This window comes from Parvimonas sp. D2 (genome assembly GCF_035282635.1).
GTDB lineage: Bacteria > Bacillota > Clostridia > Tissierellales > Peptoniphilaceae > Parvimonas.
In genome coordinates this window covers 88,991-114,804 of sequence record NZ_JAYKBO010000004.1, presented here as the reverse complement: position 1 = coordinate 114,804, position 25,814 = coordinate 88,991, and the positions used below count along the sequence as shown (strand labels likewise).

General features: G+C 37.8%; 28 protein-coding genes. 2 read left to right on the top strand and 26 right to left on the bottom strand.

The features are described from left to right. Positions 1–120: 120 nt before the first annotated feature. The 10 genes from VJI77_RS05720 to VJI77_RS05680 form a co-directional block, all read right to left on the bottom strand. Positions 121–1,173 (bottom strand): ORF6N domain-containing protein, encoded by a 1,053-nt coding sequence (locus VJI77_RS05720; RefSeq protein ID WP_000413842.1) that lies wholly within the window; start codon positions 1,171–1,173, stop codon positions 121–123. Then, entirely contained in the window at positions 1,157–2,701 is a 1,545-nt protein-coding gene (locus VJI77_RS05715; protein WP_001098743.1) for a recombinase family protein, read from the bottom strand. The genes VJI77_RS05720 and VJI77_RS05715 overlap by 17 nt, the downstream gene beginning before the upstream one ends. Before the next feature lies 1 nt (position 2,702). Beyond that, on the bottom strand, positions 2,703–4,385 hold the full coding sequence (locus VJI77_RS05710; RefSeq protein WP_000124510.1) for a recombinase family protein: 1,683 nt from the start codon (positions 4,383–4,385) through the stop codon (positions 2,703–2,705). Next, positions 4,386–4,688, bottom strand: a complete 303-nt coding sequence (locus VJI77_RS07830; RefSeq protein ID WP_442953979.1) for a DUF4368 domain-containing protein — start codon at positions 4,686–4,688, stop codon at positions 4,386–4,388. Positions 4,689–4,787: 99 nt separating this feature from the next. After that, a complete protein-coding gene (locus VJI77_RS05705) occupies positions 4,788–6,056 on the bottom strand; it encodes a recombinase family protein (protein ID WP_442953978.1) in 1,269 nt (422 codons plus the stop codon). A 142-nt stretch (positions 6,057–6,198) separates the two neighbouring features. Beyond that, a complete protein-coding gene (locus VJI77_RS05700) occupies positions 6,199–6,501 on the bottom strand; it encodes a DUF6870 family protein (protein ID WP_000947346.1) in 303 nt (100 codons plus the stop codon). 392 nt (positions 6,502–6,893) lie between these two features. Next, positions 6,894–7,304, bottom strand: coding sequence for a sigma-70 family RNA polymerase sigma factor (locus VJI77_RS05695; protein WP_001123821.1), 411 nt, complete (start codon positions 7,302–7,304; stop codon positions 6,894–6,896). Positions 7,305–7,511: 207 nt separating this feature from the next. Then, positions 7,512–7,886 carry an ATP-binding cassette domain-containing protein gene (locus VJI77_RS05690; protein ID WP_001860239.1) on the bottom strand — a complete coding sequence of 125 codons (375 nt, stop codon included), beginning with the start codon at positions 7,884–7,886 and terminating at the stop codon, positions 7,512–7,514. A 211-nt stretch (positions 7,887–8,097) separates the two neighbouring features. Beyond that, the gene (locus tag VJI77_RS05685) at positions 8,098–9,315 is read right to left on the bottom strand and encodes a tyrosine-type recombinase/integrase (protein WP_001291569.1); all 1,218 of its coding nucleotides are present in this window, start codon (positions 9,313–9,315) and stop codon (positions 8,098–8,100) included. 81 nt (positions 9,316–9,396) lie between these two features. Next, a complete protein-coding gene (locus tag VJI77_RS05680) occupies positions 9,397–9,600 on the bottom strand; it encodes an excisionase (RefSeq protein ID WP_000814510.1) in 204 nt (67 codons plus the stop codon). Positions 9,601–9,864: 264 nt separating this feature from the next. Between VJI77_RS05680 and VJI77_RS05675 the strand changes: the two genes are divergently transcribed. Then, positions 9,865–9,993: a hypothetical protein gene (locus tag VJI77_RS05675; RefSeq protein WP_258559368.1), complete on the top strand. Its 129-nt coding sequence runs from the start codon at positions 9,865–9,867 to the stop codon at positions 9,991–9,993. Positions 9,994–10,061: 68 nt separating this feature from the next. Here VJI77_RS05675 and VJI77_RS05670 read toward each other — a convergent pair whose 3' ends face one another. Both VJI77_RS05670 and VJI77_RS05665 read right to left on the bottom strand, forming a co-directional pair. Then, the gene (locus tag VJI77_RS05670; RefSeq protein ID WP_001224508.1) at positions 10,062–10,292 is read right to left on the bottom strand and encodes a helix-turn-helix domain-containing protein; all 231 of its coding nucleotides are present in this window, start codon (positions 10,290–10,292) and stop codon (positions 10,062–10,064) included. Then, complete coding sequence (locus tag VJI77_RS05665; protein ID WP_000804877.1) at positions 10,289–10,714, bottom strand: sigma-70 family RNA polymerase sigma factor; 426 nt, start codon at positions 10,712–10,714, stop codon at positions 10,289–10,291. Before VJI77_RS05665 ends, VJI77_RS05670 begins: the two co-directional genes overlap by 4 nt. Before the next feature lie 500 nt (positions 10,715–11,214). Here VJI77_RS05665 and VJI77_RS05660 point away from each other — a divergent pair, with 500 nt between their 5' ends. Then, positions 11,215–11,568: a helix-turn-helix transcriptional regulator gene (locus tag VJI77_RS05660; RefSeq protein WP_001227347.1), complete on the top strand. Its 354-nt coding sequence runs from the start codon at positions 11,215–11,217 to the stop codon at positions 11,566–11,568. Positions 11,569–11,627: 59 nt separating this feature from the next. Here VJI77_RS05660 and VJI77_RS05655 read toward each other — a convergent pair whose 3' ends face one another. The 14 genes from VJI77_RS05655 to VJI77_RS05585 all read right to left on the bottom strand — a co-directional run bounded on the left by VJI77_RS05655 (position 11,628) and on the right by VJI77_RS05585 (position 25,566). Beyond that, positions 11,628–11,795 (bottom strand): cysteine-rich KTR domain-containing protein, encoded by a 168-nt coding sequence (locus VJI77_RS05655; protein WP_000336323.1) that lies wholly within the window; start codon positions 11,793–11,795, stop codon positions 11,628–11,630. Positions 11,796–11,913: 118 nt separating this feature from the next. Then, on the bottom strand, positions 11,914–13,833 hold the full coding sequence (gene tet(M) / locus VJI77_RS05650) for a tetracycline resistance ribosomal protection protein Tet(M) (protein WP_000691725.1): 1,920 nt from the start codon (positions 13,831–13,833) through the stop codon (positions 11,914–11,916). A 15-nt stretch (positions 13,834–13,848) separates the two neighbouring features. Beyond that, positions 13,849–13,935 (bottom strand): tetracycline resistance determinant leader peptide, encoded by an 87-nt coding sequence (locus tag VJI77_RS05645; protein ID WP_011058339.1) that lies wholly within the window; start codon positions 13,933–13,935, stop codon positions 13,849–13,851. Between the two features lie 274 nt (positions 13,936–14,209). Then, positions 14,210–15,145, bottom strand: coding sequence for a conjugal transfer protein (locus tag VJI77_RS05640; protein WP_001224320.1), 936 nt, complete (start codon positions 15,143–15,145; stop codon positions 14,210–14,212). After that, positions 15,142–16,143, bottom strand: a complete 1,002-nt coding sequence (locus VJI77_RS05635; RefSeq protein ID WP_234756654.1) for a bifunctional lytic transglycosylase/C40 family peptidase — start codon at positions 16,141–16,143, stop codon at positions 15,142–15,144. The genes VJI77_RS05640 and VJI77_RS05635 overlap by 4 nt, the downstream gene beginning before the upstream one ends. Next, a complete protein-coding gene (locus VJI77_RS05630) occupies positions 16,140–18,317 on the bottom strand; it encodes a CD3337/EF1877 family mobilome membrane protein (protein ID WP_007556404.1) in 2,178 nt (725 codons plus the stop codon). Before VJI77_RS05630 ends, VJI77_RS05635 begins: the two co-directional genes overlap by 4 nt. Before the next feature lie 2 nt (positions 18,318–18,319). Continuing rightward, positions 18,320–20,767, bottom strand: a complete 2,448-nt coding sequence (locus VJI77_RS05625; RefSeq protein ID WP_002368314.1) for an ATP-binding protein — start codon at positions 20,765–20,767, stop codon at positions 18,320–18,322. Next, on the bottom strand, positions 20,751–21,143 hold the full coding sequence (locus VJI77_RS05620; RefSeq protein ID WP_025186755.1) for a conjugal transfer protein: 393 nt from the start codon (positions 21,141–21,143) through the stop codon (positions 20,751–20,753). The genes VJI77_RS05625 and VJI77_RS05620 overlap by 17 nt, the downstream gene beginning before the upstream one ends. Before the next feature lie 13 nt (positions 21,144–21,156). After that, entirely contained in the window at positions 21,157–21,654 is a 498-nt protein-coding gene (locus tag VJI77_RS05615) for an antirestriction protein ArdA (RefSeq protein ID WP_002368312.1), read from the bottom strand. Positions 21,655–21,770: 116 nt separating this feature from the next. Beyond that, positions 21,771–21,992: a hypothetical protein gene (locus VJI77_RS05610; protein ID WP_001009056.1), complete on the bottom strand. Its 222-nt coding sequence runs from the start codon at positions 21,990–21,992 to the stop codon at positions 21,771–21,773. A 42-nt stretch (positions 21,993–22,034) separates the two neighbouring features. Then, positions 22,035–23,210, bottom strand: coding sequence for a MobT family relaxase (mobT, locus tag VJI77_RS05605; protein WP_002390710.1), 1,176 nt, complete (start codon positions 23,208–23,210; stop codon positions 22,035–22,037). A 205-nt stretch (positions 23,211–23,415) separates the two neighbouring features. Further along, positions 23,416–24,810, bottom strand: a complete 1,395-nt coding sequence (locus tag VJI77_RS05595; RefSeq protein WP_002368310.1) for an FtsK/SpoIIIE domain-containing protein — start codon at positions 24,808–24,810, stop codon at positions 23,416–23,418. Between the two features lie 39 nt (positions 24,811–24,849). After that, positions 24,850–25,236, bottom strand: coding sequence for a YdcP family protein (locus tag VJI77_RS05590; protein ID WP_000985040.1), 387 nt, complete (start codon positions 25,234–25,236; stop codon positions 24,850–24,852). A gap of 15 nt (positions 25,237–25,251) precedes the next feature. Beyond that, positions 25,252–25,566, bottom strand: coding sequence for a YdcP family protein (locus VJI77_RS05585; protein ID WP_000420681.1), 315 nt, complete (start codon positions 25,564–25,566; stop codon positions 25,252–25,254). Between the last annotated feature and the right edge of the window lie 248 nt (positions 25,567–25,814).

Genomic DNA, 25,814 nt, shown 5'->3' with positions numbered 1-25,814 from the left:
TGTTTCTATTTAAACTTTCCCTGCCATTTCCATAACTTTGGCTATCTCATATTTACGTTACACCCTTGTGTCAAGTATTGGATACATATTTTTTTCAAATTTCCAATCCATTTTCCACTTCTATTTTAACTGCAACACCGGATTTTTCAAGAGATTATTGATGAGGTCGGTATAAATCATCTGATCGACCACTTCCGTTATGCTTGTGATTCTTTGCCCTGCATCTTTGGAAGACGCTCCACAATGATAGATTCGTTGATGTTCGGTATTCCAGTCGATAATGATGTATCTGTCATGAAACTCTCCACTGGATTTTTGGAATGTTATCTTTCTAAATGGGTATTCTTGGCAGAAATCCTGATATTCAAGGGTATGAAGTCCTTTGCCGATGTTATCGCTGAATATAATGACTTCTACCGATGAAGGAACATCTTTTAGCAAGACCAAAGTTTTCACTCCGATATAGTTATCGACGATATAGATACTCTTTTTCGCTATGCTATAAATGTCTTTATAAGCAAGATTTGCTTCGATCGGCTGTCCGTTCAAGAGTAAAAATCCATATTTGAGCTGTGGATTGCTAAGGTCAAGAATCAGCTCCGACAGCTCCGATTTATGCACCACATTATTTAAGGTATCCACCACTTCTGCTACCTGATCTTCCACATCTCTTAAATCTCGTCTTAAATCCTGCATTTCCACGACATTACTTGTAATCTGCATCGAAAGCTGCAAAAACTCTCTTTTCCCAATCAACCCTTGATTTTCTACGATGTAGTCTTTCATTTGCTTGAAAGTGCGAATCAAGGCTTTACTCTGCTTGACTGCAAGCTCTCCTTTGAGAACTGTCATCAGCATATAGATTCCCTGCTCGGTAAAAGCATGAGGATTGTACTTAATATTACTACCTCTTCCTGCACTCTTGTTCAAGGTCGCATTTTGCGACCTTGAAAGTTCAGATACTTCCTCATCCGTTAATTGAAACATAAAGTCTTCATCAAATTTCTCAATATTTCTTTTAACCTGCTCATTAAATCGCTTTGTTTCATATCCATAGATTTCGGCTAATTCAAAGTCAAGCATAACCTTTTGTCCCCTAATAATATAAATCTTTTTTACAAGGGATTCATGACTTACAAGCATAATTTCGTCTTTTTTATCCATCTTTTCCATTCCCTTTCTCAAATTTCCAAATAATCTCCACCTTGTCTTTACCATAAACATAAATCCTGTCTATGACTTCGTTGATCCAGTCTAAAACAAGCTCTCCTTTTGTAACCGCTTCTCTTAGCTTATCAACATTAAGGTTATGTCCTGAAGATGTATTTTCTTTTATCTTGTCCGTAATGATGGCTATTTCCTGTTCTGTATTTTTAAGTTTTTTGCTTAAATCTTCTTTCTTTGATAAATATGCTTCCTTATCTATTTCGTCCTGTTTATGCCTTTCATAAAGCTGCATTTTGGAAACCTGAATCTTTTGCTTTTCCGCTTCCAGTCTTTTCTTCCTGTAAAGCAGGCTTTCACAAATGCTTTCCATAACTTTATGCTCAATCTTTCTTGTCTGTTCTTTTTCAAGAAAGCTCTCTGTATAAAGTTTAATCTCTTCTGAAACAATATCTTCCAGTGTTTCTGCTTTTATCTTCCCTTTCATGCAGCCACAGTCTTTTGCTTTGTACCGATAGGGACAGCAATATCCATCTGTTTTTCCATAATTAACTGTATAAGTCATTTTATGATAGCACTTACCACAATAGACTTTGTCTTGAAGAATATGAAAATGCTTCCGCTCTCTACTGATTAGTTTTGCATTGCTGTTTAGCATATCCTGAACCTTACCAAAATCTTCTTTAGAGATAATAGCTTCGTGCATATCTTCTCTAATTATCCAGTCTTTGCTATCAACCCATTTTCTATTATCAGAACCAACTTCCTGTACCCTTGTCTTTCCACCAACAACAGCTCCTGTATAAACTCTTTGTGTTAAAACATATCTAATAATCTGTCCTGTCCATACTCCACTTCCTCTTTTAAGCCCTATATGTTTTGCCGGCGTCAGAACACCTCTATGATTAAAATCTTTAGAAATGGAAAGCATACTTTCTCCACTCAGGTATCTTTCAAAGACTTCTTCAATGATGTTTCTCACTCTATCATCGACAAGTAGCTGATGATGGTCTTTTTCATCTTTTACATACCCATACGGTGCTTTTGAACCGAAATAATACCCTCTATCCTGTCTTACTCTTACTGATGAACTGATTTTTTGTGAAATGTCCTTGGAATAGTAGTCGTAGACAAGATTCTTAAAAGGAATTTCTAAACTGCTGATTCCATTCTCATTGTTATTACTGTCATAATTGTCATTCACAGAGATGAAACGAACCTGCATAAAAGGGAATATCTGCTCAATATATGCTCCGGATTCAATATAATCTCTTGCAAATCGTGATAAATCCTTTACAAGAATAGTTCTTATCTCATTTTTCTTCATAAGACCTATCATCTTTTGAAATGCAGGACGATTAAAATTTGTTCCGGTATAGCCATCATCAATATGTTCTCTTATCTTCACTCCAGTAAATTCTTCTCTTGAACTGATATAGTTCTTTAAGATTTCTCTTTGGGAAGTAATGCTGTTACTTTCGTCTTTTAAATCGTCATCTTCTAAGGAAAGTCTTAAATAAAAATCTACTGTATTCATATCAGCTCCTCCTTGTCTTTCTACCGAGTTTTTCAGTAATCACAGGAGTTTCTTCAAAATTAAATTTGATTTCTATTGTGTTATCTTTCCCTATAAAGATCTTATCAATGATGCTATCTACAAAGTCTTTATCCCATTTCTTTGTTTTACCTTTAAAAAGTGCTGTAAGGTACTTATGCCTTTCTTCAAGTTCAAATACTTCTTTTTCAAAGATAGCAACTTGTCTTTCTTTTAGGATTTCGAGTTCTGCTTTCTTTTTACCCAGAAGTCCTTTTTCCCTTTCAAAATCTTCTTTACTCCACTTGCCCAAAACATATTTTTCATAATACTCACTTTGAAGTCTGCTAAAGCCTAAAATTTTTCTTTCAATTTCAGTTATTTCTTTTTCCTTTTTCTTATCCATCTCTATTTTAAGATTGTCATAAGCATTCAGATAAGCCTTATAACTTTTACTGTTACTTAAAAGAATAGCTTCAAAGGCTGCTTTAACAGTTTTTTCAAGAGTAGCCTCTGTAATAGATGTTCCGCATTTTTCTGTTGTAAATTCTCTGAACCGATTACAGCTAAAATAAAATACAGTTTTATTACCGCTTTTTTGCATGTGTACGCTCATTTTTCTCTTACAAATTCCACAATATAGTTTTCCTCTAAATACTGTATCATCCTTAGCATTCTTATTTTCTTTTCTGCTATTTTTAATGGAATTAGATTTTGAGGAAATTTTCTCCTGTACCTTTTCAAATGTATCAAGCGAGATAATTGCTTCATGGGCATCTTCTGTTATTGTCCAATGTTCTTCGTCAAGCCTTTCTCTCTTTTTCCCTTCAAATAAATGCTTTTGATTTCTGCCTTGAATGAGTGTTCCTGTATATACACGATTTTTAAGCACTTGTAATATTGTTGTCGGAATCCAAGCTCTTATAAGCTCATTTTCATCAGCTTTAGCTTTTCCAAACTTCCTATAATCAGTTGCTATATATACTTTCTTTTCAAACAGTAACTTTGAAATATCAAGTGTACTAAATCCCTTCAAATACGCATCAAAAATTTCTTTTACGATGGAAGCTGTATTTTCATCAACATATAACCGTCTTACTCCATCTTCATCTTTTCTTGCTGTATAGCCATAAGGAGCCGCACCACAGATGAATCCGCCTTGTTTGATCCTCATCTGATGAGAGCTTGATACTTTCTTTGAAATGTCTTTTGCATAAGTTTCATTTACAATATTCTTCAAGATTACCTCAAGAGATTTATTGGGATCTTCCATGTGAAAGGTATCCAGATTGTCATTAACCGCAATAAATCTTACTCCAAGAAACGGAAATATCTTTTCAATGAAGTTTCCAAGCTCCGTATAATTTCTTCCAAAGCGGGATAGGTCTTTTACAATAATGCAGTTGACTTTTCCCGTCCTTACTTCTCCCACAAGTTTTTCAAAGTCAGGTCTTTCAAATTCTGTCCCTGTCTTTGCGATGTCTTTATATATTCCAACCAAATTATGACCATCATTTTTCTTTATATAACTTTCACAAAGAGCAATTTGATTTTCAATGGAATCACTCGGCTTTTCTTTTTTATCTCTTGATATTCTTGTGTAAATCGCTGTTTGAAAACTGTTTCCGCTTTCTTTGCTTAACAGAGCTTCTTCCGCTTTTGCCCGCCTGTTCGCTGTCCTTGCCATCTACACCACCTCCTTCATCAGCTCGGAGGATTGCTTTGTGTAGTCGCTTAACTTATCCAGTATATCTGTAGTTTCATCATAGTTAAAATGGATTTCTATCCTTTTTTCTTCCAAAACATAGATTTTATCGACAAGTCTTACAAGAAGCCCTCTTTCTAAGGTGCTTATATTCCTGTACTTTTTAATATCTGACAGGAAGTTTTTGTTTCCCAAACTCTTTTGATAGAGTCTTGAAATTTCTTTATTCTGCTTTTCTAAAATCAGTTCGCTTTCTACGATACGGTTTGTATAAAACTCTCTCATACCGTAAAATTCTTCTTCAGAAATGATTCCTTCTTTTAAGTCCTGATACAGAGCCGATTTTAAAAGTTCAAACTTTGCCTTGCTTTTCTTGGTATACTCCTATCTTTTATCTATTTTCTGAAAAAGCTCATAAGATACTTCCATTTCTCTTATCTCTTCTGAAATGCTTTCATACTTCCCAAGAGAGTTGATATAATGGCAAATCATCTCAAGTACGCTTAGCTTTAATTCTTCCTGTTTGATTGAATGCCTGCTGCACTCTTTTCCTTTGTTGTACTGGGAGCAGATATAGTAAATAGTGGGAGTTTTCCCTCTCTTATCGACTTTCTTTGTCATCTGAGCATTACAGTCCTTGCAAAATAAAAGACCTGAAAACAAATCCGCCTTCTCTCCGACATTTTTTGCCTTTATATCACATTTCAAAAGTTTTTGGGCAATTTCAAAGTCATAAATATCAATAATAGCTTCATGATTGTCCTCGATTTCAATCCAATCGCTTCTATCCTTGGAAACCACCTTATCCAGCTTATAGTTTATCTTTTCCCGTTTTCCCTGTTGCAGTGTTCCGATATAGATTTCATTGGTTAAAATACGATTAACTGCCGGCGTATCCCATTTGGCAACCGCCTTTGTGCTGAAGCCTGTCTTATACCTTATTCCCTTTGCCTTTTTATGCTCCATCGGTGATGGGATTCCATTATCGTTTAAGTGTTTGGCAATAGAGTAGGAGCTGTACCCCTCAAGCTTCATTGAAAAGATTTTACGCACCACATATTCCGCTTCTTTATCAATTACTATTTTGTGCTTATCTTCCTTATCTTTTTCATAGCCGTAAGGAGCATAGTTTGATATAAACTGTCCCTGTTTTCTCTTTACCTTGCAGACACTTCTGACCTTTGCGGAAGTATCCCTACAATAATTGTCATTGATGAAGCTTTTAAACGGAATGACCAAGTTCTTTTCCGTTTCACTGGCTGTATAGCTGTCATAATTATCATTTAGGGCAATAAATCTTATATCAAGAGAGGGAAATACTCTTTGCAGGTATCTTCCGCTATCAATATAATCTCTGCCAAATCTGGATAAGTCTTTTACAACAATGCAGTTAATTCTCCCTGTGATGACATCTTCCATCATTTTCTTAAATGCCGGTCTTTCAAAGTTTATACCTGAATATCCGTCATCGACATATTCTTCTATCAGCTCCATATCCTCATTTTTATCAATGAAGTCATTAATCTGAAGTCTTTGGTTGGAAATGCTGTTGCTTTCCACCTTAAAGCCTTTATCATATTTTTCATCATCTTGTGATAATCTGAGATACATGGCAACTTTGAGAACATCTGTATCTAAATTATTTTTAGACATAACAAAACCTCCAAACTTTCATATTCTTTTTTAAGGAGAAATATGATAACTTGGAGTCTTTCAGCTCTTATGAAGTTGTATCCCTATTTGGTTAGTATTATACCATAGATTTGTAAAAAAGTCTGCCCCTTTTATCATATTTTTAATCAAGCAGCATTGCTTTCTTTTTTAGATATGACAGAAAACAATCCTCCAAACTTCTTCCATTCTCTGCATAGCTACATTTAACAATGACATTTCCGACTTTCATAAAGTACATGGAAAGCGGCTCTGCATTTTTCTTATCTTTTATATCTTCGATATCAGGGACAATTTTCCTGTCTATCTCTTCCGCTGACATGTTTTTATATCTTGCTAATTCTTCTACATTCATTAGAAAACTCCTTTCCCTGTTGTTTTCTTTTTTAAGTTTTATGACATTGGTAGGTGTCTTGGCTGACAACATAGGAATCTCACCTCCGCCCCTTATTCAAGACGAGCCGGCATAAACTGTTGAAGTATCATTATCACCGCCTGTATCAACGAACAGACTGCCACATCTGTTTTTTATGTAATCTTATTTGTCGCTCACTTTCTTATTTCCTTGGTTTAACCAGTATTCATAAAACTGAAATCTCTCAGCAGAAAGGTCTTGGCGTAAGTCATAATTCTCCACAAGCAGATAAAGTCCTACCTTGGTCTATTCAGTTGTCAAAGAACAATATTTGAAAGGGATTGTTTTCTCTACATTTTCCTATTTGCCATAAGCAGGCGTATCTCTTACCGAAGAAAGTAAAGGAGGTCAAACTCCCCTTCACTTTACATAAGGAAAATTTGACCCCTTTGGTTACCGAAGTTTTAAAGTTCTTCGATGAATTTTTTCAGCTTTTCAAGAATTTTGTTTCTTCTTTTGATTAAGGCTGGATGTGTAATACTTTTAAGCTTTGCCACTGAACGAACCGTTTCATCATTGAAATACAAGCGTTCAATAATATCTCTTTCTTCTGCATTGAGTCTTGATATAGCATTTCTGACTGCTTCAATCATCATCTGTGTTTCAACAATCTTTTCTACATCAACACTTTCATCGACAATATTATCTACATAATGTCCATCATGATCCAACGATGAAAAAAAGAGCAAGTGGTTTTTCTTGTCCACCTGCTCTAAATACTTTTCGTGTTCTTTTTCTCGCCAGTAGACTTTATATATCTGCTCGCTGACTTTAACCCTTTGTCCGTTGACATAAAGGTAATATTCTTTTGGCATTTAATTTCCTCCATTTCTTTTTTTGTCTGCGTTTTTAGACAAAAAAAGGAGGACTTCTGCACATAGGCATAAAAAGTCCTCTAAAATGAAAAAAATCTATTATAAAATTTATTTTATGGAATATTATAAAAAATACTATTCATAACTTCTCGTTTTTCTTGCGTTTTTATCATATGTCCCTCTTGTAATTTACTAATATATGCATTTTCATAAATACGTGAAATCAATCACTTTATCACAAACTGACTCTAAAAACTCAACATCATGGGATATTATTAAAATCAACTTATCTTCTTCCTTTACTTTCTTTATGTTTTTAGCTACTATTTTCATATTTCTATAGTCCAATCCACTGGTTGGTTCATCGAAAAATAGAATTTTCTTGTCGGATAGTAAAGCGGATAAGATAATTACTCTCTGTTTTTGTCCTCCTGACAAGGTGTGAGGATTCCTATCACTGATATTTTTCAACTCCATATCTTTTAGCCAAGTATCTAAAACATAATCATCTTTAATATTTGATGTTAATACTATTTCATCTTTAACGCTGTCTGTGAATAACTGATAGTTCACTTCCTGCATAATAAGCAGGCTCTCATTTAGCCTACTTTTTATATTTAAACAAAACATAGATTTCTAATTATCCTTTTAAATCTCATTAAATGCTCGCAAATCCTTATTCTAAAGGGCTTCGAGCATTTTTACTGTTGGAAGATACTTCACGTTTCCTTATATATTTCCTCATGAATTGACTGTCAGAAGTGGTAAATTAGTAGTAAATTCATCTGTACTACTAAGCAACAAGACGTTCCTGCTGTTTCTTTTTTTCCAAGCGGTTCATCTCTGCCATAGCAGAATCGAATGTAGCATGTGCGTAATAGTTCAGCGTCATGTTTATATTCGCATGCCCCATAATGTACTGCAATGCTTTTGGGTTCATTCCTGCATTTGCATAGTTAGTGCAGAACGTATGACGCAAAATGTGTGGAGTGATATGGGGTAGCTTATCCTCATGATATTTATTGTATTTCTTGACAAGGTTTTTCAACATACCATTGTAATCACTTGCCACTTTAGGATAGTCTTTCCCATTGAGAAAAAGGAAATTACTATAACCATCAATCACAACACATTTACGGTTCTTCCGATTCGCCAGCACTCGCTGAAACGCTTGATAGGCTTCTTCAACCATAGGAACTTGTCGTTCGCCACTTTTAGTCTTGGGAGTTTCAATGTAGTATCCATTTTCAGTATCTCGTAGTAACTGATGGTCTACCTTGACAAGACGATTTTCAAAATCCAAATCTGGAAGTGTCAGACCGCCAAACTCTGAAATACGAAGACCCGTTTTTAAGAGTATCAGGATTTCATCATAATTCTTGCTGTAGGTCTTATCAGCTTTCGCAAAGGATAACAGCTTTTCTTCCTGCTCCGTTGTCAATGCGACTTTAGGAACAGTATCATCATCAATGACGGTATTTAGCTGGAAGTCAAAGGGATTCTTCCGAACACAATCGTCTTCAATCGCAATATAGAATGAAGCCCTTAAAGAACGCTTATAGTTATTGATGGTTTGATAAGCATATCCATCTTCACTCATTCTAATCGCCCATTCTTTAGCGTCAGACGGTTTAATGCTGTCTATGCTCCTTGCACCTAACTTGTCCTTTGTCAAAATATCCATCAGATATTTCCGTCCAGTTTGCGTGCCTTTCTTCACATTGGGTCTTTGAGCATTCTGCTTTGCGTAAAGCTGACAAAGTGTCATTTTCTTTCCTACAACATCAATGCCATCATGAATGTCTTTCAGTAGCTCCGCAACTTTTTCCCGAAGAGGAACACAATCACGCTTTCCTGCTGGTACTCTGTCTGTAGCCACCAGTTTCCATGAGTAGATAAATTGCGGTTCTCCAAATGAATCTACATATTTATATAAGTATCTTCCGTCTTTTCGTTGGCTCTCCCCAGTCTTTAAAATGCGACCTTTATTGTCACGTCTTTTCTCTGACATGGCTTTCGCTCCTTTCCAAAATGGAAAGAGCCTTGATACGACTTAATGCTATTTTATCATATCCAAGACCCTTTGGCGACGCTAGATTGCGTCCAATTTATCAATAATTTTTTCAAACTGTTTTCGCTTTATCTGAATACGATTGCCATTCATAATCAGCCAATCAGCATTTTTATTTTCATCTGCCAAACGACGGAGCTTATTTTCGCCAATACGGAAATACTTAGACGCTTCTTCAATGGTCAGGGTATAACGCTCCCAGATAGGAATATCTGTCTGCTTCATAAAATCCTCCTTTCCCAATCACACGTTAGATTTCATAAAAGTAGTTTTACAAGCAATCGAACAGCTTTAGCAAAGCTCACGGGAGTTCCACCCTTGCACGGTTCTCGTCCAACTGTACTCATTGCCTGCGACGCTTTTAACGCTCGGACTATGACGATACAGGAGTATCATTATTACGATAAGAATGTCTTCGCTGGCAATCCTGCTAAAGATTACTTCTCGGATCACTGACATGAATCGCTCGCTATCTTTACAGGGCAGGTCATGGCGGTCAGCTCCGTTGGCTCTTTTCTTATCGAAATGTATTCGACTGCTGTTATTCAGTTTTCAAAGAACAGATGGCTTGTCAGCCTATCAAAACATACTGAAAGACAATATGCTTTGATGGAATAACAAACCTCCCCAATCGGGAAGTATGGAAAGCTCGTCCGCACTTCCACGAAAAGAGAGATAAATCGGTGCTACTCAATCTCAAATGACAGGATTTTTGTAATCAACCTGGTTTCCATTCGTCCACGTAAGACCTCATCAACGACCATACTTTGATTGCCATATTCATCTTTCATCAACCGTAGAGAGCGTTTAGCAATGTACCCTCTGTAATAATGTAGAATCTGGTTAATCGCTTCTGTATCGCCATCACAAGCCTTTACAATCAATGGGAATGGAATTCTGGAATATTCTTTTCTCATTCTTCGTTTTCCTCCTCCATAAACTTCTTGATTAAGGCTAGTCCGCTCATTCTATGCCGATAGACAGTAGAGCGGTTCAATTTCAGTAAATCCGCTATTTCTGAATCGCTCATGTCCATAAAATAGAACAGCAGTAGGATTTCACGCTTCTTGTCTGGCAATTCTTTTAGTGCTTCACTCAATAAATCATTTTCGATACCAACCGAAACATCAGTGAGCGTAAAAATTTGAAAATCAGATGAATAGCTGTCTGTCGTCGCAAATTGGTTGACGAGATATTCGCCAATATCCGAAAAGGACACTTCACGCTTTGCCAGCCTTGAAAGATAAAGGAAATAATTCTTCCGCTCATCGTCCATAGCTCGCATACAGATAAAATCAAACTGATGTTCAATTCTCTCTTGAAAAGAAGATGGTTTCATGTTTCTCACCCCCTTTCTTTTGAAAGGAAGTGAGCTTTGCTCTTTTATCTCCTTTCACTCTTACTCCCAATGTGAAAGGGGGATTTGTTGCATTAAGAATTGAAAAAACTTTAAAAATTATCCATAGATACAAAAAAAGCACATAGACAGATTGATTTATCTGTTTATATGCTTTAATTGTTCTTGCTATATGATGTATAAAACCACATCGATAGACGTATTTATCTATTGCTGGTGGATAACTTTTTTTGATAAGAACCCAGTAACAGGAATAAGATTGTATGTAATATATCTCATGGCAACTTCGACCTCCAACGAACCGCCATTTGAAAGTGAGAATTACGTTTTTACAGCACAAATAGCACTACCAAACAACGGTTTTTTTTATTGGCGTTTAGTAGTGCTTTTTATTAAATATAAACCTATAAACCATATAACACGTTTTTCTATACCTGTTTTTAATTCAGTAGGAACAATAAAATGTATAGAGGTGGTCTACTATGCGTAAAAAAGAAGATAAATATGATTTTAGAGCCTTTGGTTTAGCCATTAAAGAAGCTCGATTGAAACGAGGTTTAACTCGTGAACAAGTGGGAGCATTGATTGAAATTGACCCACGGTACTTAACTAATATTGAAAATAAAGGGCAACACCCCAGCATACAAGTTCTTTATGACCTTGTATCGTTACTTCATGTTTCCGTTGATGAATTTTTCTTACCTGCTAATAACTTGGTAAAAAGCACCCGACGATTACAGATAGAGAAATACATGGATAGCTTTACAGACAAAGAACTATCCTTAATGGAATCTTTAGCCAGCGGTATCAACGAAGCAAGAAACATCGAAGACTAATTAAAAGAATCCATACATAACGGAAAGAGCCGATAAAATGAGATTGTATTAATCTCATTTTATCGGCTCTGCGTCTTTGCGTCTGGCTCTGTAATCACAGTTACTTTGAACTGCTTTATTTCAATTAAATTTTCTTGTCTGCATTTCGGACAATAGAGGGGGAATTTTTTTAATTCAGTATCTTCCCTTATCTTTAATCGTGTTTTATTTCCACATACAGGACACAATATCCACTTGTAGTTTATAATAACTATCTCCTCCTTTACACTTTAATTCAAATCTTTATTAAAAAATATTTCATCTTATTTAACAAGAAACCATATTTATATAACAACATAAAATACACTAAGTTATTTTATTGAACATATATCGTACTTTATCTATCCGACTATTTGGACGACGGGGCTGGCAAACAGGTTCACCGGTAGTAACATGGTACCCTTTTAACTCTGTTAAACAAACACTACGTCCATTTGTAAAGAAAGTTAAATCACTACGATATTCTTGAATACACCGAGCAGGGATTTCTCCACTAAGAATGACCTCATTATTTTTCAATTGAGTGTCTACGATGTTCGCACAATATTTAGGAGCATCGTTGTATGCTCGTGAAAGATATTCCTGTGGCGCATAAATTTTAAAACTAAGATATGGCTCTAACAATTCTGTTCCAGCTTTTTTTAAGACTTGTTCCAATACAATAGGAGCAAGCATCCGAAAATCTGCTGGGGTACTAACAGGGCTATAGTATAAGCCATACTTAAAACAGATTTTACAGTCCGTCACATTCCAACCATATAATCCTTGTTCGCAACCATAGCGTATCCCTTCCATAACTGCATTTTGAAATGATTGATTTAAGTATCCAAGAGAAACCGAGCTCTCATACTGCATTCCACTTCCCAACGGAAGCGGTGATACAGATAAACCAATGGAAGCCCAGAAAGGATTTGGCGGCACTTCGATGTGAATGGTATATTCTGCATTTTTTAACGGTCTCTCCATATAAATGACTGTAGGCTCTTTTAGTTCTATCTCCACATGATACTTTTCTTGCAACAGTGCACTAATCACTTCCATTTGTACTTTCCCTAAGAAAGAAAGTATAATTTCATGTGTCGTAGAATCCACGTAATATCGTAGAAGCGGATCACTATCTGAGATTTCCAAAAGGGCATCAAGCAACATTTCTCTCTGTTCAGGTTTACTCGGTTCAACAGTTGTTTGTAGTAGAGGGAGCGGATTTTCAATTCTCTCTCTCTGTGGCAATAGCTTTGTATCTCCAAGAACACTATTTAACTTCAAAAACTCATTTTGCAAAATAACAATTTCCCCGGAATAAGCCTTATCAATTTTACATAATTCACCATTTATTGAAGTATACATTTCTGTAATTTTTATTTTTTCCTTTTCCGATATTCTAACCGAATCCCGCAAATGCAGGACACCGCCATAAAGGCGTACATATGCAAGACGTTGTCTTTCTTCCGAATATTCAATTTTGAAGACATTTCCGCAAAGTTCAGACTTCTTTCTGTATGTTGATGAATAAAATTTATTTGTTATCACTTCTATAAGCTGCTCAATCCCTATATTGCTTTTTGCACTTCCGTGATAAACAGGGTACAAGGAGCAATTCTGAAATCTTCTGATTTCCTCTTGTTCGAGTTCTAATATCTCCAATGATTTCCCAAGTATATATTTCTCTAAAAGGTCATCGTTTCCCTCTATTACCGTATCCCATTGTTCAGATTCGGTAAAGTTCGTCACACACATATTAGGATACAGTTCTACCTTCTGTTTGATTACAATTTCGGCAGAAAGTTTCTCTTTAATATCCTGATAAACCGTTGATAAATCAATTCCATTTTGGTCAATCTTATTGATAAAAAAGATTGTGGGAATCCCCATTTTCCTAAGTGCATGAAATAATATACGAGTTTGTGCTTGTACGCCATCTTTTGCAGAAATCAGTAGAATTGCCCCATCTAAAACTGATAATGAACGATATACTTCTGCTAAGAAATCCATATGTCCTGGCGTGTCTATGATGTTCACCTTCGTATTTTCCCACTGAAAAGAGGTTATTCCTGTCTGAATTGTAATTCCTCTCTGACGTTCTAAAAGCGTATTATCCGTCCTCGTTGTACCTTTGTCCACGCTTCCTAATTCTGTAATCGCTCCACTGTTATATAATAAGCTTTCTGTTAAGGTAGTTTTTCCTGCATCAACATGAGCTAAAACTCCAATATTAATAATTTTCATGTGATTTTCCTCCATTCAAAAACCCAAAAGGGCATAAAAATCCCAGTGATAAATACTTTTATCACTGGGATTTTTATGCATAACCATAGGTATACAAAGCATACAGATATTCTCTGGATACTTTAGAATCACATGATAAAGGTATTCTTAAACTGGGTACAAAAAACTAAGCCCTCCTAAAAAAGGACATCCAATTATTTGTTCCCACTATCAAATTGACAGTTTATTTAAGAATACCTTGCCGCATATTTATTAACTCCTTTTAAATAGATACTTAAATAATAGCACGTAAGAGCATATTTGTAAAGGAATCTCCAATTTTTTATCAAAGAGAGTACGTGATTACAAAATAGCTGTAATAATGTACCAATATTTGTTATTCTATAATCTTCCAATTACTCCCGTTCTTTTCAAGTACCAAATCAAATTGAGATACCTGCGTTGCTTTGGTCTGCTGGTCGATATACTCCACTGTCAGCGATACCGTGACTTGATTATCCTTACGATTGTGAATAGGATTTACCAGTTCTTGAAAGATGTACTCTTTTCCGATTGGTTTTAATATCCCGTCATTCACATAGTAGGAAAGTTCACTGGCTGTCGCTGTAGGATAGAGCTTGAAGAACGTCGTTAAAAACTCATTGATTTCATTGGTTGTAATGGAATCAACCGTCCCCTCACTTTCAATGGCTTTTGGTTTATAACTTGATTTCTTAGGTATGTTGGTAATGGTCGGATTCTTAACCAGTACCATATTTCCAGAACCATCTACATAGACACTCACTATATAAGCAGAGTGGACGGTCTTTGTATTTTCTCCCTCTGTAATGAGCTGGTCTACACTGTAGGTTACATTAAACTCATTGTCGCCAGTTGGCTCTACCGTCCATATCTGAAATCCTCTTACAGAAGACGATACAGGAATATCTTTGCGTACTGTATCAACATTGAGAGCTTGAAGTTCATCTGTCAGATAGCCTTTTAGACTTTCCATTCGATTATCAATGGACTTATCGGATTGCTCCCATGAATAGTAGACTTTCGCAAAGTTCTCTACAAAATTTTCTACATGATGAGTATCAACGTATTCCTTTTCTATGATAGTTGTTTCGTGAATAGTATGAGTATCTATAGCTGTAAAGTGCTTGAATATCGCAAAGCTGAAACTAAGCCCTAAAAGTACCCACAAGGCAATCACAACCTTTTTATGAGGATTGACCTTATAGTAGACACGAGGTTTCTTTTCCTTTGGTATCTGTTTTTCTTTATTCTGATTTTTTCTGAATTTCATCATTAAATCTTCCTTTCTCATTGTTTGATTCGTCCTGCTCTTACTAAATGCTGTTGCCAGTAGGGGCTTGTTAAGTCGGCATAACCGATTGGGTCGCCTGCATGAAACATACGGTTATTGCCAAGGTATATCCCAACATGAGTAATATAAGAGCCAGCGTTATAGGTAGAATGAAAGAAAACCAAATCGCCGGCTTTTGCTTCGGATAGTGGGATATGTTGGGTCACATCATATTGTTGTTGTGCGGTTCGTGGTAATTTAATCCCAGCTTTGCCATACGTCCATTGTGTCAGTCCGCTACAATCAAATGAAGTAGTCGGGGAAGCTCCGCCATAGACATACTTCCAACCCTCATATTTCAGTGCTTCGTTCATGATGGCTTGTACCGTATTATCATTAAATTGAGTTGTGACAAGATACTGCGTAACAAGCTGAACATAAAACATATTGCCATAGTTATATCGCCAGCCCCCATTGATGGGTATGGCTATTGGATTGGGATAGGACACTTTTTCGCCATCTGAATATTCCTTAGAGAAACTTTGAGCCAGTTCAAAGGTATATTTGTTTCCACGATTAGCCACATACCCTAAGAAGCCACCGCCATAATTGTAGGACTGGATAACCGATTCCAAATCCACACCGAGCCTATCTCTACTGGCTAATAATTCACTGAAATACTTCACACCTTGCTTGATGGATTCTTCTGTACTCAATGAATTGGGTGGTAGACCAAGGGATTCCGAGGACTGCATAACATCTTCGGCAGTACCGCCCGATTCCACCTGTATAATAGCAAGCAGTACATTGACGTATTCTTCAATGCCATATTCTCTAGCGTATTTTTCTACCATAGGCTTATGAGCCAGCACTTCTGCGGAAACATTCACACCGCCATAGTGAATGTTTGAAAAACCGCCATCTTGTTCATCTGAAAATAAAATGGCAACAAACAGAAGTAGTGAGAAGACCATCAAGAATAGCCCAGAACCACCAATCACTAAAGCTTTCAGTTTCATGGTTTCTTACTGCCTTTCTTGATAGTGGCGGATTTTATTGGTGGTCTATTTCTAAGGTTTTGACTTTGAACTCTTTGAACAGTAGACGGACGCTCTTTTGTGACTGGACGTTGTGAAGCTCTGTCTGCTGGTGTAGTTGAAGTTGCTGGCTTTTGAACTGTTCTTTCTTGTGTAGTACGGTTTTGACGTTCCGCTTTTAAACTTGAAGAATCGGACTTAACTGCTGGACGCTCCTGTTTGGCTTGTTGAGATTCCATGCGTAAAGCCTGAACAGAAGATTGTTTTGCGGTCTGTCCATCATGAGATTGTTCTTGCTTAGTAGCTGGTCTTTCATGAACGGAAGAAGCTGGCTGTTTTTTCTGTTTGACCTGTTCCATTTCAGAGCGACGCTCTGCAATGGTTTTGCGTCTTTGTTCCTGCTGTTCCTTGCGTCCGCTGGCTCTGTCTGCTCTGGTTTGAGAAATACTGGAAGTTAGGTCACGAACATTTTCTTTTGCTTTGGATTTTCCTTGATACACTGCATATCTTGCATTGGTCGGAATATCCTTAACCTGTTCTTTGAGATTACCAGCAGAATCAACGATTTTATCTTTGGTATCAGCAACTGCTCCGATTGTTTGTCCGATACGTTTTCCAAGTGTTGATTTTTCCTGTCCGTCTGGACGGGTGTGATCTGCTTGTGTCCTACCAGAACTACCCGACTGTCCTTGTTTTCCTGTAGCACTGGCAATGGCAGAGCCAGCACCTAAAGCTGTCATGGAGCGTCCAAGTTTACGCTGTAGGCGGTGCATATGAGCGTGCATAAGCATACGAGGTTTTCTCATCACACGACTTCCCACACTTTGAGAATCGTTGCTTTGAAGCGAAAACATACTCATTAAATCGCCCAGTTTGAAGTAGATTCCTGCAAAGGTCACAATCTGTAGAAAGGCAATCAAAAAGAACGGATAACCAGCCGATAAGGTATAGAGCATGGTTGAAATACTAAAGGCTGTCGTAATAATCAGCGTGATTCCAGCTCGTGTCAAAATGGTATTAAAGAGTTTAGTAATGGCTCGTTTCGACATACCATCAAAAGATGGAATCATACTTAAAATAAAGCTCACAGGCAGAAACATAGCATAGATGATAAAAAGCACCTGCGAGAAAATCATGATTCCTGTTAGTAGGAATACGAATATAGAAATCCCGATATTGAATACAAAGAGAAAGAAGACTGTACCCAAGCGGTTAATAGTTTTTGTAATCGTCATGTTCACATTGTTTCTGTCTTCGATTTCTTCTGCTACAATTTTTTCTCTGTCTTCTCCATTATTACTGTCTGGACTGGTTGAAAGTAGACTTTCCACACGGTCAGCACCAATACTTTCAATGTCTGAACTGTTGTATTGAAGCAGTAGCCACGGTTGTTGAACCTGTATGGAAAATAGGCTGTCACGTATCAAGTCCACACTGTCCTTGCCTTGACTATCGGAATGGGGCATGACAATTTTTGTGCCAAGTGATAAGCTGGCTTGACTGATGTCTGATGAAAAATCATTGATTTTTTTAATGTAGTCGGGAGCGTAGGCAATAAAGGAAGCTGATAGGATAAATACCATGACAAAGTTCACAATGGCATGAATCGCTTTTGTAGTTTCTCTTTTTATCAGTCCTGTATAGGCAACATAAACCCCAAGAACCAAAATCAAGAGTAAGAGGAATCCAACATAGAATCCCTCTGTTGATAGTCCGCTAGGCGTAACTCCTGCAAGGGTCTGCATATTCTTGCCAATGGAATCTGCTGTAGCAGAAATGAAGTCAAGGGAATAGGCTTCTTGAACTAAGTAGCCAGTCGCATTGGAAACATAAAGACTGATTGTCCAAATAAAATTGGTAATGGCATATAAGCCATACATGACTTGTTTTCCAATTCCGTCCGACCAGTTCCACGGTAGCCAGCCCCAGCTATTATCAACATAAAAATCCAGTTGATAGTTTTCAAGTGGGTATCGGCTGTACTCATTTGCCACATTGATTGTATCATCTACCAAGCCCGCAGCTTGAACCACTGTTCCCATCATGGCTAAAAGAAAAATGGCAATCACAAGTGTGAAAGCCACTGTCATTGCCACTTTACCTAGACGCTTCAGCGTCCAGTTTGATTTTATTCTGTTTAATATTGATGGTTTCACATTTACACCTCTTTTCGCACAGGCGGTCTGGTATCAAAGGCATGGAGCAGTTCTTCAAATACAGGGTGGAACTGTATCACACCGACACGACCATATAAATCACTGATAAGGCACTGTCCATTTTCCAAATCACGCAATCGCTTCTGATTATTTTCGTCCTCTGGGTCAACGCCGAAAAAGGCAAGGGTCTTTTTAATCTCGTTAAGGTCAGTAGAGCGGAACGCAAATTTCAAACCAAGATTATTTTTCAGCTTTTCATCTAAAAGGTCATCTGTATTCTGGGTCACGAAATATACCCCAGCGTTCATAGCACGTCCAGCACGAACCAGTTTCATAGACAGTGTTTTACCTTGTGCCACCTGTAAGAAGCTCCACGCTTCGTCTAAGTCAACAATTTTAAAAATGCTTCTGTCTGTATGGATAAAGTCTAACGCAAAGGTACTAATGACAATCAGCATTGCCACCGATAGTAACTCCATTGTGGTATATTCCTCAAAGGAGGTTTCTTTATCGGGAAGTACCAAGTCGGCAACCTGTATGATGTTCAGTTGTTTTTCAAGACTGATAGACTGCTCCACATATCCATCACTAAAGAGCAGATGTGCAAAGTCATAGTCTGTAAAACTTTCGATATGGTCGGCTATGCTGGTGCTTATTTGAGTTCCCTCAACCCGTAATTCCTCAATCACTTTCAGAAGACCTCGCACTTCACTATTAGTTACAGCACGAATGGCTTTTCGTAGAACAGGGAAACGGTCAGAATCTCGTGATGAAATCCCCGTAAGGAACGTCAAAATGTCGATTGCCAGTGATTCAGAATCTTTGGGATTTTTCATAATCACGTAAGGGTCAAGTAAGCCTTTATTTTTCTCATCAGAAGTCAGATTGACAATATTAATTTCGTGAGCGATTTCTGGCAAGGTTTCTTTCCATCTGCCACGTTCCGCTTTCGGGTCAACAATCACTGCTTGTGCCCCATAAAGCACTGCATAATAGACGATAAGGTTATTCGCAAAGGATTTTCCACCGCCTAGCGAACCTACAAAGGCAGACGCTAATGCATTGGTTACTGAACCCTTAACCCCTTGACTGGCAAGAGCAGGTTTGAGGTAGACATTGCGTCCTGTATCTAAGCTATAGCCAACATAAATACCCTCATTTTCGCCAAGCATTTGAGTAGCACCGAAACCAAGTCCAGCTAAGAAATCAGAGGTTACATACTGAATATAGTCATTCATATAACGCTTGCTTGATGGTAAAAATTCTTCATGTAAGCCCAGCATATCTCCAAATGGTCGTACCAACTTGACACTTAAATCGTCATAAAAATCTTTCACTTCATTACAACGACGTTTCAATTCGTCCAAGTCATTTGCGGAAACACGCACCACATAAGAGAGCTTATACATGGATTCCTTGCTTTGGTCTAAATTATTTTCCAGCTCATTGACACTTTCCAGAGCTTCCGCCACATTAGAGCTGGTTTCGTTATCACTTTGCCATGCGTGGTTATCTAGGTCTTTTAGTTCTTTCTTTTTATTACGAACGGTGCTTAGTGCTTTACGGTTTGCCACGATTTCCACATTCATAGAAGTATCAATCGGGAATGTAAATTGCTGTTGCTGGTAGTAGAAGATTTCAGAGGACGGAAAGTCCAATTCGCCGACAATGCTGTTGATGGTAAAGTACGCCACATAGACGGTTTCGTCTTCCTGTTGAATTTTTAGGTATCGCTGTTTTTCTTCCACCAGACAACGGGTCGGTTTAATAAGGTCATAATATTTAATCAGCGTTTCATTATCCAGCTTCTTCTTTGATAGATGGTACTCATAATCTTCATAAGCTGTACCTGTCTGTCCATAAAGATGTTCAATCAGATAGCCGAAGTCGTCCTTATCCAGTCTACGGATTTTGAAACGACGAGAGATTTTATTTTCCAAGAGCTTTTCCATCTTCTGAAAACGCAGGATTTCATCATTACTCATGCTGACAAAATCGCCCATTAGCTTATGGTTCACATCATAGACAAAATCAGACAAAGCATTTTTGGCTTCAACGGTAAGACTTTTCATAGAAAACTCTTGATCGTTGAGAAGCAACTTAAAGCCGATAAAGAAGCGGTAGTCCACTTGATTTTCGCCAATCATGGATATTAAAGCGTCTGTCTGTTGGTCGATTTTGTCATAGGCAATTACTTTGAGTTTGCCAGTTACTTCCTCTTTGGAACGTTCTTGTGCAGAACGTATGCTGGATTCTGTACTGATTTGTAGAGCATGAATCTTGCCATCACGATTTTGTGCGATAAGCTGTCTGAAAGAATCATGCACTTGTATTTTCTGTTCTGGACTTAGGAATGAGTAATTGTAAGGAATAAGCTCATAATAGGCGTAACATTCGCCATCTTTATTCCAGACCAGATTATTTTCAATGTATTTAATTGGATATGCCATAAAATTCACTCCTAACTGTCGTAATGGCTTCTTGTGGCTGGTTTCTGCCAAGGGTTACTTTTTTCCCTGCATAGGTCAGCTTTGGTCGCAGTGCATAAGCAATGACAGACTTCAAAAATCCATAAGGCTTTTTACCATCAAAGGTTTTTGTAGACATAAACCATGTGAAAGCCACAGGAATTCCAAAATATTTGAGAAATGCTCCCTCAATCATGGAAAGAGGTGGCAAGTTGCCAAGTATCATAACCGCAAACAGTGACACGACAAACCACGTCATTTGCGTAAAGGTTATGGGAAACGGAAGTCTAAAATCGTTGATGGAGTACAGCACTTTCTCAACAGACCAAATACTGGTATAGCTTCGTATTTTCTTCATAGAATCAATCCTTTCAATAGACGATTTCAAAAATCCCATAATTGGTTGTGATAAAAGTTCCCGAAATTTCTAAATCACGACCATAGGATTCGTAATCAATATAGTTTTGAAGACTGGTTGGCACTTCGCCCAATACTCCAGTTTCTTCAATGTAGTAACGTGCGACATCTGCCATATCATCACAATCCGAGTGAATGATAATATCCTCTTGATGTTCGCTTAGTTCCTCAATACTTGAAAAATGAGTGAGCAGAGCAGATAGCTCGGATTGTAGTTCCTCTGGCAACTCCGATACCATTTCCCATAGGCGATTGAGTTCGCCAATAGAAGTGTATTCGTCAACCGTAAAGGGTAACTCATAATCGTGAATGGCGTATTCCTCGTATTCATCATTCAAGCCGATTTTCTCTTTGACTTCTTCAAAATCAATGGGAAAGGTAAACCAAGCACCGACTAATTCTCCTTCATTGTATTTACCTAAGTTGGCAATATAGACTTGCATATCGTCCATGTGTTCACGTCCTTTCTTTGTAGAGATTCAAAAATCCCTACCGCACTTCGTTTGGTGTACCATTCTTTTGCGGAACATAAGAAAACCACTTATATTCCACAAAATAACGGTTTAATTTAAGCACCGATAATGCGATTAAATAGCTCTAATAAAATGTCTTTTACTCCAGCAGCGTTGAACACCAAGCCCACCGCAATAATCGCAATGATGAGAAAGCCAATCAGTTTACTAAACTCACGCTTGAAGCCAAGATACAAGCCAATTACAACGATTGCTAAAAGTACCAGTGATTGAGCATTTGATAGAAACCAGTTATAAAGGTTTTGTCCAAAATTCATAAAAATGTTCTCCTTTCTGTATGCAGTGAATTTGTATTTAAGTTATTTTTTTGTCGTTATCACGTCCTGTTCTTTTACCGACTGTTGCTTTAAAATCTGCTTGTGTCGGTCTGTCAGTTTCGCATGGTCGAGAATGTCTTTCACAACCTGCGTCTGGTTAATTTCATCAAGTGTAATAGCAACCTTTAAGGTCGGGGCGACTTGATGAGATAGCCAGTTTAGTGTCCTTTGGAAAGAGTAAGGCTCTGGTTTTGTGGTTAGCTTTAATCGTTCACGATTGTTTCCAATAAACCATGCCCATTCTTCATTGAGTTTCCAATCGGAACGTGCTTTTGAATCGTCCTTATCCACAAAGCGGATATACCGATTGATAATCTTAAAAGCTGTATGCTCTGGATTATCATAGACAAGTAAATCACGTACTGCATAATAGGCACGCTCATTTTTTAGTCGGATTTCAAAACGGTTTTTAACCTCTGCGTCTTCAATGGGAATATCATTTTTCTTGTACTGCTCATAGTCCTTTTCATAGATACAGAAATAGACTTCGCTTTGTAATGAACCGATATAAAGCGTGTTTCCCATACATTCCTTTTCATCTTTGCGTACCAGTTCGCCACTGCGATAGCTCTTGAAACTGCGGAACACCGAAATACACTCTTCCTGTAGGCATTTTTCCGTCAGTGTGGGAATATTCAAAATCCCTGTTTTATCGTTGATGGCAAGGTCAAGGCGTTTCATCACGCCACCAGCCACCAAAGCGTCCATAAAGAACTCATACCAGCTTCTTTGTTGTGCTAGAAGATAGCTTTCAAATTGTCTGCACCCACGACCTTTTAATTCCACCAGAACACCTTTGTCTATCTCATGAGAGCAGAGAACGAATATATCGCCTAAGGCATAATGTTCTGAATAAGAATAAAAGCCATAGTCTTCATGAAGAAAATAGGAAAGTTTCAATTGCAATATTTCTTCAACCACATGCTGTACGTCCATTGTGGGAAAGCGAATCCTTACATAGTCAAAGAGCATTTCAAGTGGGGCATCGGGATTGAAGCGTTCCAGAGTTTCCCAAAGGGATTGTTGCAACTCGTCTGATGGCTTAACCTTGCCAGTTTCAATGTCGCTAAGATATTGCCTTGTAATGCCTGTAGCAATAGCCAGTCGGTTTTGAGATAGCCCATAAGCCAACCGTTTTTCCTTTAAATGCTGTATCAAAGTTTGTTCATTCAGTTAAATCCCTCCAATTAAAAAAGGTATGTCAACTATTGAAGCTCATTTGACATACCACGAAATTTTCTAAACTCCTTGTAACCAAAGAATTTTCTGCTATTTTTTTGACTGTTTCCTGTCGATTTGTACCCCCCTGTTAGATACGGGGGGTTAGGTGCTGGCGTGGCTATCGCCACACCAGCCAGCAAGATCAGTCCACACCTGCGACTTTCGCTTCGCACGTCGCCTGCGTGGACTGTCTGCTGTTGGTTAGTTTTTTTATTTCCTCCAAAAAGTCATGACCTTTTGGTACTAAGGGAGTGTAAAATTCTGATATGACACTTGTTCCCACATCAACATAGCCACGACCTTTGATTTGTTTTAAGAAGAAATCTTTTTGTACATCACTGCCAAACATCATGCCATAGCCCATTTCAGACATTCTTCCAAGTGCCACTCTGAAATTAAACTGGTCACGGATTCCGTCGCCTAAATATTTTGCGTCTGGACGTTGACAAGCCAGTATTAAAAAGAAGCCAGCTTGACGACCTAACATGACAATCTGTTTGAGCTTGTTTAAGACTGCGGTATTTTCTTTATTTCCCAGCATTTCCATGAAAGCCACGTATTCATCAAAGATAAGAAAGTTTGCAGGAAGTCCTAAGTAGGCATAGTTCTCGCCAGTCTTATAGTTTTCCATCTCTTTCATAGCTTCACTTCGTGCCATCATTTCATCATAGAAACGGTCAATGCAGGAGAGCATATCTTCTTTTCTGTAGTAGACATTCCCCATCACAGAGCCTAAGTCGGCAAGGTCGGCGTTCTTTGGGTCAAGAATATAGAGCTTAGAATCTGTATAAAGCAAGGCTTCAATCAGTGTCAGTATAAAGTAAGTTTTACCGCCACCTGTACCACCAGCTATGAGCATGTGAGGGAGCTTGTCATATTCCCACCATACGTTTTCCATCAAGCGTAGTTTGCCATCTTTGGCTTGGACTTCATCAATAGAAATACGACTGGCGATGGTGTCATAGAGCAGGGTATATTCCACATAAGAATCTTTTAACTCTTTATCCGTCAGCTCACAGTACAATCCGCTTTCTAATTTCTTTTCCAAGTGTAGGAGCTGGTCTTGATATTTTCCTAGCGTGATTTCCACTCGCATCTGTATTAAACCATCTTTAAGGCGATAAAATATTTTGGGAAAGTAGGTTATCTTTTCCTTAGTACGACTGGACGAATCTTTGAAGAAGCCATCTGTTTTGACCTGTTCCGATTCATACCACTTGTTTTCAAGTACCATCTTAGCCAGCTTTTGACGGTGGTACAGTTGTTTTACTGTATCATATCTATATCTTTTGAATAGAAATGCCACCAGCAAGCAGACAAGAATTGCGACACTAACACTAATAACTAAATAGGGAATGTGAATCTTGTCTACTTGTGATAGGTTAAAGTCCTGCCAGTTAATCTGCTGGATTGTCTTCACATGAAACAGTCCGATAACCAGCAGGAAAATTGGCAGTAAGGACGCTACTGTAAAATGAAAGACTAAATCCTTGTCACTTGGGCGAATCCTTTTACCACGAATGCCAAACTGTTTCATGCGGGATTTCCTCCTTTCTCTCTAGTGGAAGTAGCATGACTATTTATCCGTGGCTGGCTCTTTTTTAGGTTGTGGCTGATTTTTAAAGGTACTGGAATCTTTCGTCAATACAATATCGTCTGCCTTGATATACCAGTCAACATCTGCCCCTCGGAAGGTAGCGGTAGCGACGGTATCTGCAACTGGATTGATGATTTCCACTTTTGCGTTATAGTCAAACTCTTTCAAAGGAACACTGGCAGGAATACTCACTTGAATCATACGTCCTTGCCCTTTGGATTTTAAATCATAGGTACGTTCTTTGATTTCATCTGAAACCGTACCGTCGTCATTTTGGATTCGTACTTCACGACGGAGTGCTGAAAACTTTAATTCTCCAAATGTAGCGTCTTTATCTAATACAATGCCATTAGGTAATCTCATCATTTTTCCTCTCTTTCTTTATTCTTTTATCATGTCGTCCGCATGTAAAAGGTAATTTGTGAATCCACGAGTACCAATTTTATAGCCCTCTGCGGTAATACGTGGATTGACTAACATTACACGTTCCTCAAAGCCGAAATGTTTTTCTCCAGCTTCAGCAGGAAGCACCACCACAATATCATCTGCTCTTTGAACGTCAGAATAGAGGTTGTAGCTTCGAGATAAGACAGTTAATTGTCCGTTGATTCTTCGCTGTTCTACTTTATCCTCGCCAGCAAATTCTAAATTGCCAAATGTTTTTTCCATGTTGGGAATCACAAATTTAAGTTCCATATTTTTACCTATCCTTTCTTTTTATTGTTTGATAAATCTTGTTTGTTTGATGGTCTTAAAGGGAGGGGAGCGACCTTTTGATTCTTGATTTTCTGTTTTCATAAGTTCACTTCCTTTCAAATATTGGGTAAAAAAATAGACACCTCATTTTTTGAAGTGTCTACCTATTAAATATTCAATTTTATTGGAAGTATCTTTGTATCTTCACTTTTCAAGGATAAATCGTCGTATCAAAGCTCATTCATAAG